Source organism: Mycobacterium sp. SMC-16 (assembly GCF_046250085.1).
Lineage (GTDB): Bacteria > Actinomycetota > Actinomycetes > Mycobacteriales > Mycobacteriaceae > Mycobacterium > Mycobacterium phocaicum.
In genome coordinates, this window is the sequence record NZ_CP176427.1 from 1,125,760 (window position 1) to 1,141,359 (window position 15,600).

The 15,600-nt window shown below is 65.9% G+C and carries 15 protein-coding genes; 3 read left to right on the top strand and 12 right to left on the bottom strand.

Features of this window, described 5'->3' with window-relative positions; genetic code table 11:
- Positions 1-8: 8 nt before the first annotated feature.
- From ACJEIK_RS05480 to ACJEIK_RS05490, 3 genes are read right to left on the bottom strand one after another with little or no spacing between them, the layout of a single operon-like run.
- On the bottom strand, positions 9-884 hold the full coding sequence (locus ACJEIK_RS05480; protein ID WP_409431156.1) for a formylglycine-generating enzyme family protein: 876 nt from the start codon (positions 882-884) through the stop codon (positions 9-11).
- A complete protein-coding gene (locus ACJEIK_RS05485) occupies positions 881-1,774 on the bottom strand; it encodes an HAD family hydrolase (protein WP_061003286.1) in 894 nt (297 codons plus the stop codon). Before ACJEIK_RS05485 ends, ACJEIK_RS05480 begins: the two co-directional genes overlap by 4 nt.
- Positions 1,775-3,325, bottom strand: coding sequence for an arylsulfatase (locus tag ACJEIK_RS05490; RefSeq protein WP_061003284.1), 1,551 nt, complete (start codon positions 3,323-3,325; stop codon positions 1,775-1,777). It abuts the gene before it with no gap.
- A 151-nt stretch (positions 3,326-3,476) separates the two neighbouring features.
- Between ACJEIK_RS05490 and ACJEIK_RS05495 the strand changes: the two genes are divergently transcribed.
- Positions 3,477-3,752 (top strand): dsRBD fold-containing protein, encoded by a 276-nt coding sequence (locus ACJEIK_RS05495; protein WP_029104721.1) that lies wholly within the window; start codon positions 3,477-3,479, stop codon positions 3,750-3,752.
- A gap of 82 nt (positions 3,753-3,834) precedes the next feature.
- Here ACJEIK_RS05495 and ACJEIK_RS05500 read toward each other — a convergent pair whose 3' ends face one another.
- The 4 genes from ACJEIK_RS05500 to ACJEIK_RS05515 form a co-directional block, all read right to left on the bottom strand.
- Positions 3,835-4,911: an NAD-dependent epimerase/dehydratase family protein gene (locus ACJEIK_RS05500; RefSeq protein ID WP_409431157.1), complete on the bottom strand. Its 1,077-nt coding sequence runs from the start codon at positions 4,909-4,911 to the stop codon at positions 3,835-3,837.
- Positions 4,912-4,974: 63 nt separating this feature from the next.
- Entirely contained in the window at positions 4,975-5,187 is a 213-nt protein-coding gene (locus ACJEIK_RS05505; RefSeq protein WP_064860378.1) for an exodeoxyribonuclease VII small subunit, read from the bottom strand.
- Positions 5,174-6,418, bottom strand: a complete 1,245-nt coding sequence (xseA, locus tag ACJEIK_RS05510) for an exodeoxyribonuclease VII large subunit (RefSeq protein WP_409431158.1) — start codon at positions 6,416-6,418, stop codon at positions 5,174-5,176. The genes ACJEIK_RS05505 and xseA overlap by 14 nt, the downstream gene beginning before the upstream one ends.
- 4 nt (positions 6,419-6,422) lie before the next feature.
- Complete coding sequence (locus tag ACJEIK_RS05515; protein ID WP_133425538.1) at positions 6,423-7,007, bottom strand: lipid droplet-associated protein; 585 nt, start codon at positions 7,005-7,007, stop codon at positions 6,423-6,425.
- 53 nt (positions 7,008-7,060) lie between these two features.
- Between ACJEIK_RS05515 and ACJEIK_RS05520 the strand changes: the two genes are divergently transcribed.
- Positions 7,061-8,071 carry a 4-hydroxy-3-methylbut-2-enyl diphosphate reductase gene (locus ACJEIK_RS05520; protein ID WP_318986864.1) on the top strand — a complete coding sequence of 337 codons (1,011 nt, stop codon included), beginning with the start codon at positions 7,061-7,063 and terminating at the stop codon, positions 8,069-8,071.
- A gap of 20 nt (positions 8,072-8,091) precedes the next feature.
- On the opposite strand, the gene ACJEIK_RS05525 is transcribed toward ACJEIK_RS05520, so the two are convergent.
- Entirely contained in the window at positions 8,092-9,210 is a 1,119-nt protein-coding gene (locus tag ACJEIK_RS05525) for a DUF6542 domain-containing protein (RefSeq protein WP_409431159.1), read from the bottom strand.
- Positions 9,211-9,293: 83 nt separating this feature from the next.
- On the opposite strand from ACJEIK_RS05525, the gene ychF reads away from it, so the two are divergent.
- Positions 9,294-10,385 carry a redox-regulated ATPase YchF gene (gene ychF / locus ACJEIK_RS05530; RefSeq protein WP_409431160.1) on the top strand — a complete coding sequence of 364 codons (1,092 nt, stop codon included), beginning with the start codon at positions 9,294-9,296 and terminating at the stop codon, positions 10,383-10,385.
- Positions 10,386-10,397: 12 nt separating this feature from the next.
- Here ychF and ACJEIK_RS05535 read toward each other — a convergent pair whose 3' ends face one another.
- From ACJEIK_RS05535 to ACJEIK_RS05550, 4 genes are all read right to left on the bottom strand, one after another.
- Positions 10,398-13,223 carry a class I SAM-dependent DNA methyltransferase gene (locus ACJEIK_RS05535; protein WP_064860383.1) on the bottom strand — a complete coding sequence of 942 codons (2,826 nt, stop codon included), beginning with the start codon at positions 13,221-13,223 and terminating at the stop codon, positions 10,398-10,400.
- Positions 13,224-13,335: 112 nt separating this feature from the next.
- Positions 13,336-14,457 carry an XRE family transcriptional regulator gene (locus ACJEIK_RS05540; protein WP_073697082.1) on the bottom strand — a complete coding sequence of 374 codons (1,122 nt, stop codon included), beginning with the start codon at positions 14,455-14,457 and terminating at the stop codon, positions 13,336-13,338.
- The gene (locus tag ACJEIK_RS05545; protein ID WP_409431161.1) at positions 14,450-14,788 is read right to left on the bottom strand and encodes a hypothetical protein; all 339 of its coding nucleotides are present in this window, start codon (positions 14,786-14,788) and stop codon (positions 14,450-14,452) included. The genes ACJEIK_RS05540 and ACJEIK_RS05545 overlap by 8 nt, the downstream gene beginning before the upstream one ends.
- A 517-nt stretch (positions 14,789-15,305) precedes the next feature.
- On the bottom strand, positions 15,306-15,443 hold the full coding sequence (locus ACJEIK_RS05550; protein WP_163692738.1) for a hypothetical protein: 138 nt from the start codon (positions 15,441-15,443) through the stop codon (positions 15,306-15,308).
- Positions 15,444-15,600: the final 157 nt, after the last annotated feature.

A 15,600-nucleotide genomic window follows, 5' to 3' on the forward strand; every position in this document is an offset into this window, starting at 1 on the left:
CGGCTACCTCACCCGTTCCGCACACATCGGAAGCCGACATGACTCATCCCCGTATCGACGGCTTGTGGACGACGGGCTGCCGGCCGGTAGCGCAGGCAGTAACTGTCGGCGCACAGGAATGAGCCGCCCTTGATCACCCGGCGGGCTACCGGCGTCCCCGGTTGGTCAGGGTCGTAACTGTCTGCGGCGCAACAGGGCCGGGTGTCTCGGGTGTCCCCGTAGAAGTCGGTGGTCCATTCCCAGACGTTGCCGGCCATGTCGAACAGGCCGTAGTCGTTCGGCGGAAAGCTGCCCACCGGCGTGGTCTGTCCGTAGCCGGTGTCGGGCAGGTACGGGAATTCGCCGTGCCAGAAGTTGGCCAGCTGTTGCCCGGGCTGCTCGGCTTCGTCGCCCCAGGTGTAGATGGCGCGGTCCAGGCCTCCGCGGGCCGCGACCTCCCACTGCGCCTCGGTGGGCAGGGCCAGCCCGGCCCAGTCGGTGTACGCGGCGGCGTCCTCGAATGCCACGTGCACGACGGGGTGCTGCTCGCGGTTCCGCAGTGACGACTTCGGGCCGCGCGGATGGTTCCAGCAGGCGCCCGGCGTCCATGTCCACCACTGGCTGAGGTGACGCAGGTCGACGGGACCCGCGGTGCGGCGGAACACCATCGAGCCCGGCTGCAGATTCTCCGCCGGGGCGCCCGGATAGTCCGCCGGGTTCAGCGGGCGTTCGGCTACGGTGACGTAGCCCGTCGCCTCCACGAAGGCGGCGAAGTCCGCGTTGGTCACCTGATGGGGCTGCATCCAGAAGCCGTCGACCGTCACCTCGCGGGCCGGGGCTTCTTCGGCGTAGTGCGCGTCGGAGCCCAGCACCGTCGTCTGCCCCGGTACCCAGACCAGGGTCAACGGGGGAACACCTCGGCCCAGTCGGACTGCATGCTCGCGACGGTCCAGCCTTCGGTCTCTGCCAGAGTCAGTGCCTTCTCGGCGCCGGCTTCATAGGCGAACTCGCGGTCGGCGTCGTCATGCAACACCAATAGCTGAAAACCCTTGGTGTACTGCAGCATTTCGATGTCACCGTTGGAGTTGCCCGCCGCGAAGATCGGCCGCCGCCCAGTCCGTCCCCAGATCCGCACGGGCTTGACCGGCCCGTCGTTGAGGAACTCCGGCTGCGCCGTCGTCACCAGATCGCCATCGGCGAACGTGACACCCACTGAGCTGCCCACCACGCGTTCGGGCGGGATGCCGTACATGGCTTCGGTGACGGGCCGCATGAAGTCCCGCCCGCCGCCGGAGACGATGTAGCAGGTGAAACCGTGCGACTCCAGGTAACGCAGCAACTCGGTCATCGGCACATACCCGCACGCGGTATACGGACGGTCCAGCGTGGGGTGCCGGGCCGCGGCGAAGAATGCCGCCACCCGCGCGGCATGCTCCTCGACGGTGATCCCGGAGTGCGCCGAAAGAACGCCCCCGGCAAGCACTTTCAGATCACTGTCATCGCCCTGATAGTGCTTGGTGACGGCGTCGCCGAACCAGGTGAGGTCACCGGCGGCGGCCGCCGCATACGGCTGCCGGTCCGCCAGCGCCGGGTCGGCGGCAGCCTGCTCGGCCAGTCGACGCACCAGGAAATCCAGCTGGATATAGGCCGGCTTCTCGCACCACAGCGTGCCGTCGTTGTCGAAGACCGCGATCCGGTCTTGCGGCGCAACGAAATCCGGCCCGTCGGTGGTGACGCGCCCGACGAAGTCGACGATCGCCGACTTCGTCGGGCCGTTGTTCCAGGACTCCAACACCTAATCCGCCGCCAGGAACTCGTGGAGCTTCTCGACGATCTGATCGATGCTGAAGCTGGCCGGTGGGTGCCGGGGCGGGAACTCCTTGAAGGTGTCGAGGAACGCCGCGGCCATCGCCGTCGCGTAGAAGGCGAAGAAGTCGCGCCGCAGGAACCACTCGTAGTACGTGTTGGATGTGATGTCGGCGTACTCGTACGGGTCGGTGCGCAGGTTGAAGAGCTTGGGCACCCGCAACGGTGTGAACGGCTCGGCCCAAATCCGCAGGGTGCCCTGGCAGCGCTGTTCGGCGAAGACGATCTTCCAGTTTTCGAAACGCATCGCGACCAGCTCGGCGTCGTCGTTGAAGTAGAAGAAGCCGCGCCGCGGGCTGTGCTCGACCTCGCCCGTCAGGTACGGCAGGAGGTTGAACCCGTCGATATGAACTTTGTAGTCCGTGTTTCCATCAGCCCCCGCCTTGTGGCCCTTCTTGAGCTTCTCGGCGATATCGGGGTCGCCGGCGGCGGCCAGCAGCGTCGGCAGCCAGTCGTGGTGCTGGATGATGTCGTTGGAGACGCTGCCCGCCTTGATCTTTCCGGGCCAGCGGATCATTTCGGGCACCCGGAAGGCGCCCTCCCAGTTGGTGTTCTTCTCGCTGCGGAACGGGGTGGTGCCACCGTCGGGCCAGGTGTTGCGGTGCGGGCCGTTGTCGGTGGAGTAGATGACGATGGTGTCGTCGGCGATGCCCAATTCGTCCAGGACGTCCAGCACTGTGCCGACGTTCTTGTCGTGGTCGATCATCACGTCGTGGTACTCGGACTGCCACAACCCGGCTTGTCCGCGGCTCTCCGGCTTCACGTGCGTGTACAGGTGCATGTGGGTGAAGTTGCACCACACGAAGAACGGGTTGCCCGCCTCGTGCTGACGCTTGATGTAGTCGACGGTGCGGTCGGCGATGTCGTCGTCGATGGTCTCCATCCGCTTGGCGGTCAGCGGGCCGGTGTCCTCGATGGTCTGCTTGCCGACCGGACCGAACTTCGGGTCGTCAGGTTCGGTCGAGACCTCGGTGGTGGCCTTGCAGTTCATCACCCCGCGCGGCAATGCCTTCTCGTACAGCAGGGGGAACTGGTCCTTGTGCGGGTAGTCGAAGTTCTCGGGCTCTTCTTCGGCGTTCAGGTGGTAGAGGTTGCCGTAGAACTCGTCGAACCCGTGCACGGTCGGTAGGTACTTGTTCAGGTCGCCGAAGTGGTTTTTGCCGAACTGGCCGGTGGCGTAGCCCATGGGCTTGAGCAGTTCGGCGATGGTCGGATCCTCTGCGGCCCAACCGATGTCGACGCCCGGCACGCCGACTTTGCTCATGCCGGTGCGGTACACGCTCTGACCGCTGATGAAGGCCGCCCGTCCCGCGGTGCAGCTTTGCTCGCCGTAGGAGTCGGTGAAGCGCATGCCTTCGGCGGCGATGCGGTCGATGTTCGGGGTGCGGTAGCCCATCAGCCCGTCGCTGTAACAACTCAGGTTGCTGATGCCGATGTCGTCGCCCCAGATCACCAGGATGTTGGGTTTGCCGTCGGGCATGACAGAGCTCCTCGATCGAAACGGAAATTGCTGTGCCCGTTCGACTTTACGGGTGCGTCACCGATTCCGGCGGGGCTTCGGCAGGTGCGTGAAATCGGTACTGGTCAACGGGCGGCGGGAGGAGCACGCTTACTTAGGGAAGGTGATCGACATGTACGACAAGGATCTGACCAACAAGTGGCACGTCGAGATCGAGTTCTTCGAGGACGATGTCCACACCCACGCCAGCGCGCACGCCCGGCTCCGTGACGACACGCTCACGACGACGGGGGATGCCTACCGCAATCCCAAAGACCCGAGTGCGCCGTTGGTCGGTGAGGAGATCGCGGCGGCCCGCGCGCTCATCGCGCTCGGTACCGATCTGCTCATGGCGGCGTCGGCGAACATCGAGAAATCAACACAGCACCCGGTGCACCTGTACCGCTGACTACCGGGGCCGAGAAACCCGCGCAAGCGGGAGGTACCCCCAGCTCGCGAGTGGGTGGTGACCCCCTGCCCGCGGGAGAAAGCTACTTCGCGGCGTCGGCCGCTTCCATCTGGTGGAAGAGGTCGACGTAGTACGGCATGCATTCCTTCATGGCCTGTTCGGTGTTGAACAGCGGCTCGTAGCCGAGGTCGCGCTTGGCCTTGGCGATCGAGAAGTAGTTGTTCAGGTAGAGGCGCTCCACCGCCAGCGGCTCGATCAGCGGCTCGGACAGGGCGAACCGGAAATGCAGCCACTGCCACGCCATCATCACGCGGTGCACGAGCTTGCCGGTGACGTAGAAGGTGGGCAGCTTGCGGCCGCACGCGACGATGACCGGGCGGGCGAACTCGAACATGTTGAGCGGTTCGCCGTCGTTGATGAAGTACGCCTGCCCGGGTGAGGTACCGCCGGGCACCAGGTGCTCGCCCGCCAGGATGAAACCGTGGATCAGGTTGTGCACGTAGGAGTTGTCCAGCTTGATGTTCTTGTTGCCCACCAGCACCTTGACGTGGCCGGCGAGGATGTTCTCGAACACCTTGCGGAACATGGTCTGGTCGCCGCGGCCCCAGATGCCGCTGGGCCGGATGGAACAGGTGAGCATGCCGTCGACGCCGTTCTGTGACAGCACGAACTTCTCGGCGGCGACCTTGGTCTCGGTGTACAGGTCGTTGAAGCGGGCGGTGTACGGCATGGTCTCGTCGCCGTTCTGGATGTCCTGCCCGCCCATGACCACGCTGTTCGACGCGGTGTAGACGAAGCGCTTGACACCCGCGGCCCGGCCCAGCTTCACCAGGTTCTCGGTGCCGCCGACATTCACGCCGAAGCTGCGGTTGCGGTACTCGTCGGTGACGGACGCGCCGCCCATCAGGTCGATGATCGCCGCGGTGTGGATGATCGTGTCGATGCCCTGGACTGCGGCGTCGACGTCGTCAACGTTCGTGATGTCGCCGACCAGCGTCTCCAGGTTCGGGTTGGCCGGCAGCGGCGACGGCGCCCGGTCGAACGACCGGACGTGGTGGCCACGGCCGAGCAGTTCGGTCACCAGGTTGGCGCCGACGAAGCCAGACCCGCCGGTTACCAACACACGGCCGAGGTCTGTGGTCAGGGAAGCATCACGCATGGTGCAGGAGCATAACTGAAACGTGTTCCAGTTAACAGAGTGCGGGAGAAATTACCGCACTGATCAATTGTCGTCTTCGGCGCCCGAGGTGAGCGCGTCCTCGACTTTCTTGCGGGCGCCGGCCAGGTGCTCTTCGCAACGTTTTGCCAGTTGTTCGCCCCTTTCCCAGAGCTGGAGCGAGGTGTCGAGGTCGAGCCCGCCCGCTTCCAGTTTGCGGACGACCTCGATCAGTTCGTCGCGGGCAGCTTCGTAGCCGAGCTGACTAATGTTCGTCATATATTCCTTCGCTCACGGTCGTGACGGCACCGTCGGCCACCCGGATTCGGAGTCTGGTTCCCGCCGGGGCATCCTGCGCCGACCGCAGGACCGCACCGCCGGCTGACAGGTTCTGCACCACGGCATACCCGCGGGCCAGGGTCGCAGCCGGCCCGAGCGTGGCCAGCCGGGCCGAAAGGTGCCCGACATGGTCGGTCTCGGTGGCGATGAGCCGCCGGATGTCGCGGCGCGCGGCCGTCACCGCCCGGGTGATCTCCGCGGCGTGGGCGTCCAGCGCCTGCAGCGGCTGCGCCAGCACCGGGCGGCCGCGCAGCTGACCGATGAAGCGCTCCTCGCGGTGCACCCAGTTGCGCAGGGCCTGCGCACTGCGCCGCCGCAGGTCGGTCACCAGCGCCTGCTCGGCAGCGGCGTCGGGGACGACGCGTTTGGCCGCGTCGGTCGGCGTCGCCGCCCGCAGGTCGGCGACCAGGTCGCACAGCGGGTTGTCCGGTTCGTGCCCGACGGCGCTCACCACCGGCGTGGTGCAGGCCGCGATCTCGCGGCACAGCGTCTCGTCGGAGAACGGCAGCAGGTCCTCGACACTGCCGCCACCGCGCGCGATCACGATGACGTCGACGTGCGGCGCGGCGTCCAGCGCGCGCAGGGCCTCGACGATCTGCGGTACCGCATTGGCGCCCTGCACCGCAGCGTTGCGGATATCGAAGTGGACTGCGGGCCAACGACTTTGGGCGACGGTGACGACGTCATGCTCAGCGGCCGACGCGCGGCCGGTGATGAGCCCAATCGTGTTGGGCAGGAACGGGATCGGGCGCTTGAGTCGTGGGTCGAACAGGCCCTCGGCATCGAGCAGCCGGCGCAGGCGGTCGATGCGGGCCAGCAGCTCACCGATGCCGACGGCGCGAATCTGGCTGATCCGCAACGAGAATGAGCCGTTGCGGGTGTAGAACTGCGGCTTGCCCAGCATGATCACCTGGGTGCCCTCGGACAACGGCACGGGGGCGTCGTCGACCAGGGCGCGCGGGCAGCTGACAGACAATGACATGTCGGCAGCCGGGTCGCGCAGCACCATCCAGGCCGTCGACTGACGCAGCTTCAGCTCGGTGAGCTGGCCCTCGATCCAGATGGTGCCGAGCCGGTCGATGTACTTGGCCACGCGGGTGGACACCGCCCGGACCGGCCAGGGATTTTCGGCCGAGTTCTCGTTTCCGGCCGCTGCGGCAGCCGACGTCACCGCATCACTTCGCGGTCGCGCGGGTGATCCTGTTGGCCAGCAGCGTCTGGAACGGCGCGCGGGACTTGGTGTTGTTCTCGTAGGTCAGCAGCGCCTCGAGGTCGTCCACCTTGAGCTGGGGGAGCCGGGCCCGCAGCTGGGCCAGGGTCAGCTCGGCGTAGTCCAGGTCCTCGACGATCGCGGGGGTCACGACGCTCGCGCCGTTGGCGGCCGCACCGTTGGTCGTCGGCTTCGGGGCCTCGGCGGCACCGGTGCTGTACAGCGCGAACCGGCCCTCGGTCAGGCGGGCGCCGTCGAGCTTCTCTGTGGGGGCTGTCGCTGCGTCGGGTGTCGCGGGCTCCAGCAGATCCTCGTCGAAAGTGGCCCACTCCGGCTGCTCGTCCTTCGGCGGGAACCATTGCTCAAGGGTCTCGTCACCCTTGTTGACCAGTTCGGCCAGGTCCTGCTGCATCTTCATGATCAGCTGGGCGAGCTGACTGGCCAGCGTCATCGGGTAGGTCAGGATGGTGTGGGGGAGCCGAATCGTCTCCTCGAGCGCGGTCGCCGCCGCGCCGACCAGCAGCCGGACTCCGTAGGGCGCAGTAGACATGCCTGCCAGAGTACGGCTGGCTGTGGCCCAGCGGGGATCAGTACCCTTGTGCTATGCCACCGACGATCAATATGGGCATTCCCGGCGCCACCGTTTCGGTCGCCGGAGAAGCTATGAGCAAAACCGGCAAGCGCGTGCTGCTCGCCGAGCCGCGTGGCTACTGCGCCGGCGTGGACCGCGCCGTCGAGACCGTGGAGCGCGCGCTGGAGAAGCACGGCGCTCCCGTATACGTGCGCCACGAGATCGTGCACAACCGCTACGTGGTGGACACGCTGGCCAAGGCCGGTGCGGTGTTCGTCGAGCAGACCGAAGAGGTGCCCGAGGGCGCCATCGTGGTGTTCTCCGCCCACGGCGTCGCGCCGACGGTGCACGAGGAGGCCGCCGCCCGCAATCTGCGGACCATCGACGCCACCTGCCCGCTGGTCACCAAGGTGCACAACGAGGCCAAGCGCTTCGCCCGCGACGACTACGACATCCTGCTGGTCGGCCATGAGGGCCACGAAGAAGTCGTCGGCACCGCCGGTGAGGCCCCGGACCACGTGCAGGTCGTCGACAACCCCGACGCCGTCGACAAGGTGACCGTCCGCGACCCGAACAAGGTCATCTGGCTGTCCCAGACCACGCTGTCGGTCGACGAGACCATGGAGACCGTCCGACGGCTGCGGGAGAAGTTCCCGACGCTGCAGGACCCGCCCAGCGACGACATCTGCTACGCCACCCAGAACCGCCAGGTCGCGGTCAAGGCGATGGCTCCCGAGTGCGAACTCGTGATCGTCGTTGGCTCGCGGAACTCGTCCAACTCGGTTCGTCTGGTCGAGGTGGCCCTGAACGCCGGCTCCAACGCCGCGAAGCTCGTCGACTACGCCGAGGACATCGACCCGGTCTGGCTCGAGGGCGTCACGACGGTCGGCGTCACCTCAGGCGCGTCGGTACCGGAAATCCTGGTGCGCGGCGTGCTCGAGCGCCTCGCGGAATTCGGCTACGACACCGTCCAGCCGGTCACCACCGCCAACGAAACGCTGGTGTTCGCGCTGCCGCGCGAGATTCGTCCCGCCCGGCACTAGTTCTTCGAACGCAGACGCGGTCAGTCCCAGTTGTGGGGCTGACGCGGCCGGCGTTCGCGGGGCTCGGCTGCCGCATCGTCGTCGGCACCGCGGTACCGCACCCGGGAGACGGGGTGGTGGGCGCCGCTGGGCGGTGCGTTGCGCGACGGGCGGGCCGGGGACTGGTAGCGGTCGCCGGGCTCGTACGGATCGTCGGCGTAGCGACGCCGCCGCGGCTCGGCTGCGGACGGACGCTGCGGTCGCTCGTAGCGGTCCCGCTCCCGCGGCTCCCGGTAGTCATAGCGCTCCTGCGCGGCGCGGCGCGGCTCACCGGCCGGACGCGGACGGCGCCGGGGCTCGTCGGGCACGGCATACGAATCGGTGGCGGCCGGGCGGGGACGTGCGGGCCGCGGCCGACGCATCTGGCCGGGCACCGGTTCGATCAGCTCGGTGTCGCCGGCCTGCGCCCGAGCGCGGGACGGACGCGGCGCGCGCTGCGGATCGGCAGCGCTGCGGCGCGGCGACTCCGCCGCCGAACGACGCGACGAGGTGGCACGGGTACGGGAGCTGCGGGGCGTCTGGCCTGTCGTCAGCTTGGTGAGCTTGGCCGACAGCGTCGCGGCGAGACCGGCGGGCGCGACGTCTTCGTCGTCGGCCTGACGGCGGCTGCGGCGCGGCTTGGGCTCGGCGACGGCCTCTTCCGTGTCGTCTTCCTCGTAGGTCAGGAACTGCGGCAGGACGAACCAGCGGATCAAACCGAGGATCAGAACCGTCGCCGCGGTGAAGAACATCGTCGGGAAACGCTCGATCAGCGGATAACCGCAATTGATCAACAGGTCCTTGATGCCGGCGATCTTGTCGCTGTGGAACATGAAATACGCGCCCGGCACGGCGACGAAAAGGATCAGCGGGGGCTGGATGACCGCGGTGAAAATCCCGGACCGCCGCACGCCGAGCACAGCGAGTACACAGCCGGCCACGTAGCAGAAAGTGAAGAAAGCGCTGAGTTCTTTGTCACCGGTGCCGGCGTCGTAGGCGAAGCCGATCGCGGTGGCTGTGACGGCCAGCACAATGGCTCCCCACCAGGGGATTCCCGGGATGCTGGGCAGCGCCGAGCGGCGATCGAGGGCGGCTTCGGGCCCATGATGCTCTGCTGACACTCCTAGACCGTACCGGCAATCTGGGCCACTGTGCCTGCAGGTGGGCGTTGGGACGGTGTGGCGTCTCCTAAACTAACGAACTCGTGGGTCTGAACCTGGGAATCGTCGGTCTGCCGAACGTCGGGAAGTCGACGTTGTTCAACGCGTTGACACGTAATGACGTGCTCGCGGCTAATTATCCGTTCGCAACGATCGAACCCAACGAGGGTGTCGTCCCGCTGCCCGACCCGCGGCTCGACAAGCTCGCCGAGATCTTCGGTTCCGAGAAGACCGTCCCGGCGCCCGTGACGTTCGTGGACATCGCCGGCATCGTCAAGGGCGCGTCCGAGGGCGCGGGCCTGGGCAACAAGTTCCTGGCCAACATCCGCGAGGCCGACGCCATCTGTCAGGTGGTGCGCGCCTTCGCCGACGACGACGTCGTCCACGTCGACGGCCGCGTCGACCCCAAGTCCGACATCGAGGTCATCGAGACCGAGCTGATCCTCGCCGACATGCAGACGCTCGAGAAGGCGCTGCCGCGGCTCGAGAAGGAAGCCCGGACCAACAAGGACCGCAAGCCGATCGTCGAGGCCGTGGCGGCGGCCCAGGCGGTGTTCGACGAGGGCAAGACCCTGTTCTCCACCGGCAAGGACTGGTCTGCCCTGCGTGAGCTCAACCTGATGACCGTCAAGCCGTTCCTGTACGTCTTCAACGCCGACGAGTCGGTGCTGACCGACGAGGCCCGCAAGGCCGAGCTGACTGCGATGGTCGCCCCGGCCGAGGCCGTGTTCCTGGACGCCAAGATCGAGGCCGAGCTGCTGGAGCTCGACGACGAGTCCGCCGCCGAGCTGCTGGAGTCCATCGGCCAGACCGAGCGCGGCCTGGATGCGTTGGCGCGCGCCGGTTTCCGGACGCTGAAGCTGCAGACCTACCTGACCGCGGGACCCAAGGAATCGCGGGCGTGGACCATCCACCAGGGCGACACCGCGCCTCGCGCAGCGGGCGTTATTCACACGGACTTCGAGAAGGGCTTCATCAAGGCCGAGGTCGTGGCGTTCGACGACCTGGTCGAAGCCGGCTCCATGGCCGCCGCCAAAGCCGCCGGAAAGGTGCGGATGGAAGGCAAGGACTACGTCATGGTCGACGGTGACGTGGTCGAATTTCGCCACGGACAACCATCTAAGTCAAAGTCGTGACCGGTCGGTCCTTCACGGCGCGGCTGCCGTGAGTCGGTAGGTGGTGGTGTAGGCCTCGGGCCGCCCGCCGCCACCCGGTGCGATGGCGGCCTCGGGATCAGACGCGGCGGCCAGGTTCAGGGCCAGCAGTTGCGCCAGCAGGTCTTCCTCTGGATTGAACCCGTACGCGCGGACAACGGCGGCATCGAGAACGTCGTGTAGCGCCCGCAGTTCCGACTTCCCAGGGGTACGCAGCGCGTCGTACTGCTCTCCCAGCGTGATGCCCTTGGCGAGCTTCGCTTCGCGGTAGTCGATGATGGCGGCCATCGCTTGCGCGACCTCAGCCACGGCCTCTCCTGGTGAGGTCGGCCACGGAAACGAATCCCATACCGTGGTCGACGTGTAGCGAAGGTCGGACTTCAATTTGGAGCACCGCTCCTCGAACCACGCTCTATGAAGCGCCGACGACACGACGCCGAGGGTGTAGTCGTCATCGAAGGCAATGACGGTCATCGAATCGTCGGGTCGGATCGACGTGTCCACGAATTGGAAGACGGAGACCCGCTGCTCTGCCGCCACCCGAGACGTCGCGATGTAGCGCTGCAACGGAGCGAACGCCTCGATCATGTCGTCGCGCCGATACGAATGCTGCCACCACTTGTTCAGGAAGTTCTTGTTGTGCCAACGCACCTGTGCTTTCGAATTGCGTTTGAGGATCGCGGCATTCGCGGTGGCCTCCTTCTCGGCAGCCGCTTCCCGGTCTGGCAGCACCAGCTTGCGCAGCCTCGCCAGGGCACCTGGAGCAGCGACCTTGACGTCCAGCGCGTCGTCGTGGGGGAGGTCGATGATGAAGTTCTGGGGTCCGAGGGAGTGGAGCAGCACCTTCCCACCGAGGACTGGGTGAATGAACGCCGCCGAACCGGGGTCTGTCTTGCCAAGGTCGGCGGCCTCGCCTCCGGTCAAACGGAAGGCATCGATTTTTCCCGTCGTCTGGCCTTGGAAGATCCGCTTCGGGGCCTTGTTTTGGGGCAGCGAGGCGGCAGTCCCGACGTCGGTGACCGGCCTCAGGCTGGCGGCGATGTCTTCGACTTCGAGTCGGAGTTGCCCATTGTTCAGCCAAAGGACCTTCTTCGCGGGTGCGTGGTTCGCGCCCTTCACCCAGTTGACGATGGACACGTGAACCACGGCGTCACCCGACCACGGGGTGACCGAGACGGCTTCGAAGATCACCCCATCGTTCTTGACGACGTAATCGAGTGACGCCTTCCGCGAGTCGCCGTCGCGTACCGCCTGCGTAGCGACAAACCCCGCTCGGCCGCCCTGGGGTAGTGCCTTGTGCGCCAGGGGAAACCAGTAGGTGACGAAGTCACTCACGCCGGGGTTCGGATACTTCCCGTCAAGGTCTGATACGTAATCGGCACCGAGTTCGGCTGCCATCTTCCGCCGACCCAGATAGGGCGGGTTGCCGATGAGCACGTCCGCGCTGGGCCACTCCGAGAAGAGAGCGTCGCGGCAGCGAATCGACTCGTCGAGGTTGTCCAGGGGGAGTGCGTCGACGTACTCCTCCAGCTCGTCGGCAGCCAGCTTCTTTGCCATCATCATGGTCACCTTTGCCACCTCGACGGCGAAGGCGTTGGTGTCGATTCCCATGAAGTGATCGGGCGTCACGTAGGAGATCGTCGCCTGGCCGGACTTGGTGCGGCGGCGAGCAGCGATGCGATTCTTGACCTCGACCTCAAGGCGGCGCATCTCCCGATAGGCCACGTACAAGAAGTTGCCCGACCCGCACGCCGGATCGAGCACTCGGTAGCTGGCCATTGCTAGCTGAATCTGCTCCAGGTCGCCGATCGTCTTGGCGGCTTCGATTCGCTCCATCCAGGGGTCCACGATGCAGGGGATCACCACTCGGGCGATGTCGGCCTGAGACGTGAAATGAGCGCCGTAGGCGTGACGTTCGTCCTTGTCCATCGAGGTCTCGAACAGAGTGCCGAAGATCTCGGGGCGGACGGCAGCCCAGTTCGTTGTGCACGCCCACCGAATGGCATTTAGCTCGTCTCGGTTCATCTCAATCGGCGTGATGTTCTCGAAGATGCCGCCGTTGAAGTAAGGCGTCCCGACGAACTGGCCACCCTTCGTCCGACCGGGCGTGTTCATCTCTCGGAACAGTGAGCCGAGCAAGTCGTAGGCGTCGCGGCCAGATTTGGCCTCTTCGACAACGCGGGTGAAGAACTTCTCGGGCAGCAGGCCGATGTCTTCGGCGAACATCGCCACGACCGACTGGAGAACGAAGTGCTGAGCATCCAGCCGAGGGACCCCGCGATCCTTCATCGAGCGAAACACGCTGGAGACTTGCGCCGCCGCCTCGCGCGTGACCTGAACGAGGTCGTTGCCGAATAGCGGTGTCTCGGGCTCCGGCAAGAGGAACGCGAGCACTTCTCTCCGGTTGACCAGATCATCGAGCTTCAGTACGTCCATTGGAGCGTCGAGTTGGAGGTCGAAATCGTAGACCCAGAACTCGTCAAAGTTGCAGAGCACCACGTAGTTCGGGCGGTGGGGCACCACCTGGATCCAATACTGGAAGGCCTGTCGGAAGTGCTTCGAGAGGTCGGTCCCGGCCTTCTTCATCTCGATGATGCAGCGCGACTCCCAGAGCAGATCGGCGAATGAGGTGCCCTTGGTCTCGGCCTTCCGAACGCGTGCCTCCAGGGTTGCCCCGGCCTCTCGGACGCCGCCGTTTCCGAACGCTTTGAACAGTCGGTCGAGGAAGACCTGAGCCTCGCCCTTCTCGTCACCCTTGAGGAGGTTATGCCGGTACGCGATGAACTCGGCGAGATCCTGCTGGAGCGTCTCAGGCTGCACGGCCCGGCCCCTGAGTCGGCGCGAACGCTTTCGATGGTGTCGAGGCCATGACAGGCACTGTAAAGCCGTCCACTGACGTCACCCGAGGGGACACGGCGACCGCTCCCGAGCGTCACTCGTCTTTGACGAGGCGCAGAACCGGGCGCTGATCTTCCTCTCCCAGGAGGTCGCGCAGCTGCCCAGGGCTGATCTTGAGGACATCCGCGAGAACGGGTACGCCCGCGCCGTGCTGACCAGCCAGCTCGACGCCCTTCCGCAGAAGCGTTGCTACCTCACCGGGGTACGCGCTGGTGGGGTCCGCCGACGGGTCGTACGTCATGGCCAATCGTTGGTAGGCCCGCCGTGCGGACGAATCAGTCGTGCGATGCCGCTCCACCATCCGACGGACCAACGACTTTGGCGAAACACCCCACGTTCGACCCAGTCGATGCAGGGCCGGTAGATCGAGCCTCTCGGGCAGTACCGCGTCCATAGACGCGGCAGGGGTTAGAAATGCCGCAGCAAACTCGTCTGCCTCACGCTCCACCGCCTGGCTCGACTCGCCGGAGTCTCCGTGAAGGAGCAAGTGGCCGACCTCGTGAGCGATCGAAAATCGATGTCCGAAGACGTTCTCGCTGCGCCGGGGCGTTGTGATGATGATAGGACGGTCCACGATCACTACCGAGAAGGCGTCGACCGCATCGATCTCGCCTAGCGGACGCACTGCTACCACGATGCCGTGAGATTCCACGGTGGCTACCAAGTGCTTCACCGGCCCATCGGGGAGGTTCCAGTGCCTGCGCAGCATCGCAGCGGCGTCCGCAGGCGCGGTGCCAGGCTCAATTTGCGGTAGGTCCGGTACCGGCAGCTTGACGTACCTCTCAAGCGCGAAGGTCAGTTCCCACATCAGTGTTGCCGTCGCGACTGCTCGTTGACGGTCGCTCGCGCGAGCGGATCTCAAGCTCCGAAAATGCGCATGGACGGTATCCATACGGGCGAGAGGGCGGCCCACCCCGAAGAACCCCGGTCGCACCCTCAAGGCCTTCGCCATTCGATCGATAACGTCAGGACGCGGCGAGTTAACGCCCGCCTCGTACTGGCCGATCGCGGCAGGCGAAACGCCCACTTCTGCGGCGAGGTCCGTCTTGCTTATCGCAAGGCGCACACGGGCCTGGGTCAGCCGCGCTGGGTCGAATCGACCATGCGTTTGACCGGCCTCGGGCCAGTCGAACAAGCTTGGCGGATCATCAGTCATCCGTGCTCGGGCGCTCCTGCGGCCGCGGCTCGACCGAGGGACCCTCGGGCGTGCCGCTGTCGAACGAGTCCGCACTCGACGTATCGCGATCGGTGTCGGAGGTGGGCTCCCAGATCGACTCGAGCCCACGAACTTCGACCTTGCCGGTGGCTTCGTCCAGAACGGCGACGCCCCAACTTATCGACTGCAACTGCCACGGCGACGATTCAACCATCACCAGCACCACCGGCATCTTGTCGCCTGCTGCCCGCAACGTGTGACCGAGTTCGCCGCCCGGAGGATCGTCGTCGTCAGCCCGGCCCTCGTCCACCAGGACGGGATCGAACAACATCGGCGGCGGGGGAGAAGCGGAGAAGCCATTCTTCCGCGTCGGACTCGAAGCGAAGAAGCTGACCGCATCCGCAGAGCCGGGGACCCGCCACACGTACACCAGGCAATCGTTGACCACCGGGATCTGTAGCCAGCCGGAGTGAGCTTCTGCGACTGGAAGCCGCGCCCCGTCAGCGCATCATTGGTGTCGTCCAGCAGGTCACGCCACTGACTTCCGAAGGCCATCGAGTATCGAGTGCCCGCGACTTGATGAGCGTCTGCGAAGCGATTATGTCGAGACCGTATGACCTCGACCAGCGCGTCACGGACTGTTTTCGCGTGCGGGCCGAGAGCATTGGTGGGGGAACTCGGAACCATGAAGGCGTCTCCTGTATCCGCGTCCGGGAGCGTGGATCGAACTGGACGCGACTTTAGTATTGCACACGTTTCGCGCGTAGCTGCTATATCTGCAATGTGAAAACGCGCATCGGCGAGCCGGGCTGGCGACCGCCGGGACGGTGAGCGGCCGAACAGGTTTTCTAACCGCCGATACGGCGGCGCATCCAGGTTGGCGGCGGCGGCATGGTGCCCTCGCGGACGCGGCGAGCGATGTCGAGCGGCGACGCGAAGCCCCAACCCTGGCCCATCGAGTGGACCAGCACGTCGTGGGAGACCACCAGGGCGCCCAGCCCGGGTCGTCGCCGTGCTCGTATGAGGGCTCGATGCCGAGAAGGTGTCCCCAGAACGTCGACATCCGGACCGGGTCGACACAGTCGATCGTCACTCCCGACCATTGGTTCGGCACCGCGGCACTCCCCTCCCTCTGTGGATCAA

Bases quoted from the DNA above. Each gene is read 5' to 3' on its own strand.
- ACJEIK_RS05490 (WP_061003284.1), bottom strand. From the start codon at position 3,325: ATGCCCGACGGCAAACCCAACATCCTGGTGATCTGGGGCGACGACATC.
- ACJEIK_RS05495 (WP_029104721.1), top strand. From the start codon at position 3,477: ATGTACGACAAGGATCTGACCAACAAGTGGCACGTCGAGATCGAGTTC.
- ACJEIK_RS05500 (WP_409431157.1), bottom strand. From the start codon at position 4,911: ATGCGTGATGCTTCCCTGACCACAGACCTCGGCCGTGTGTTGGTAACC.
- ACJEIK_RS05505 (WP_064860378.1), bottom strand. From the start codon at position 5,187: ATGACGAACATTAGTCAGCTCGGCTACGAAGCTGCCCGCGACGAACTG.
- ACJEIK_RS05515 (WP_133425538.1), bottom strand. From the start codon at position 7,007: ATGTCTACTGCGCCCTACGGAGTCCGGCTGCTGGTCGGCGCGGCGGCG.
- ACJEIK_RS05520 (WP_318986864.1), top strand. From the start codon at position 7,061: ATGCCACCGACGATCAATATGGGCATTCCCGGCGCCACCGTTTCGGTC.
- ACJEIK_RS05540 (WP_073697082.1), bottom strand. From the start codon at position 14,457: ATGACTGATGATCCGCCAAGCTTGTTCGACTGGCCCGAGGCCGGTCAA.
- ACJEIK_RS05545 (WP_409431161.1), bottom strand. From the start codon at position 14,788: ATGTTGTTCGATCCCGTCCTGGTGGACGAGGGCCGGGCTGACGACGAC.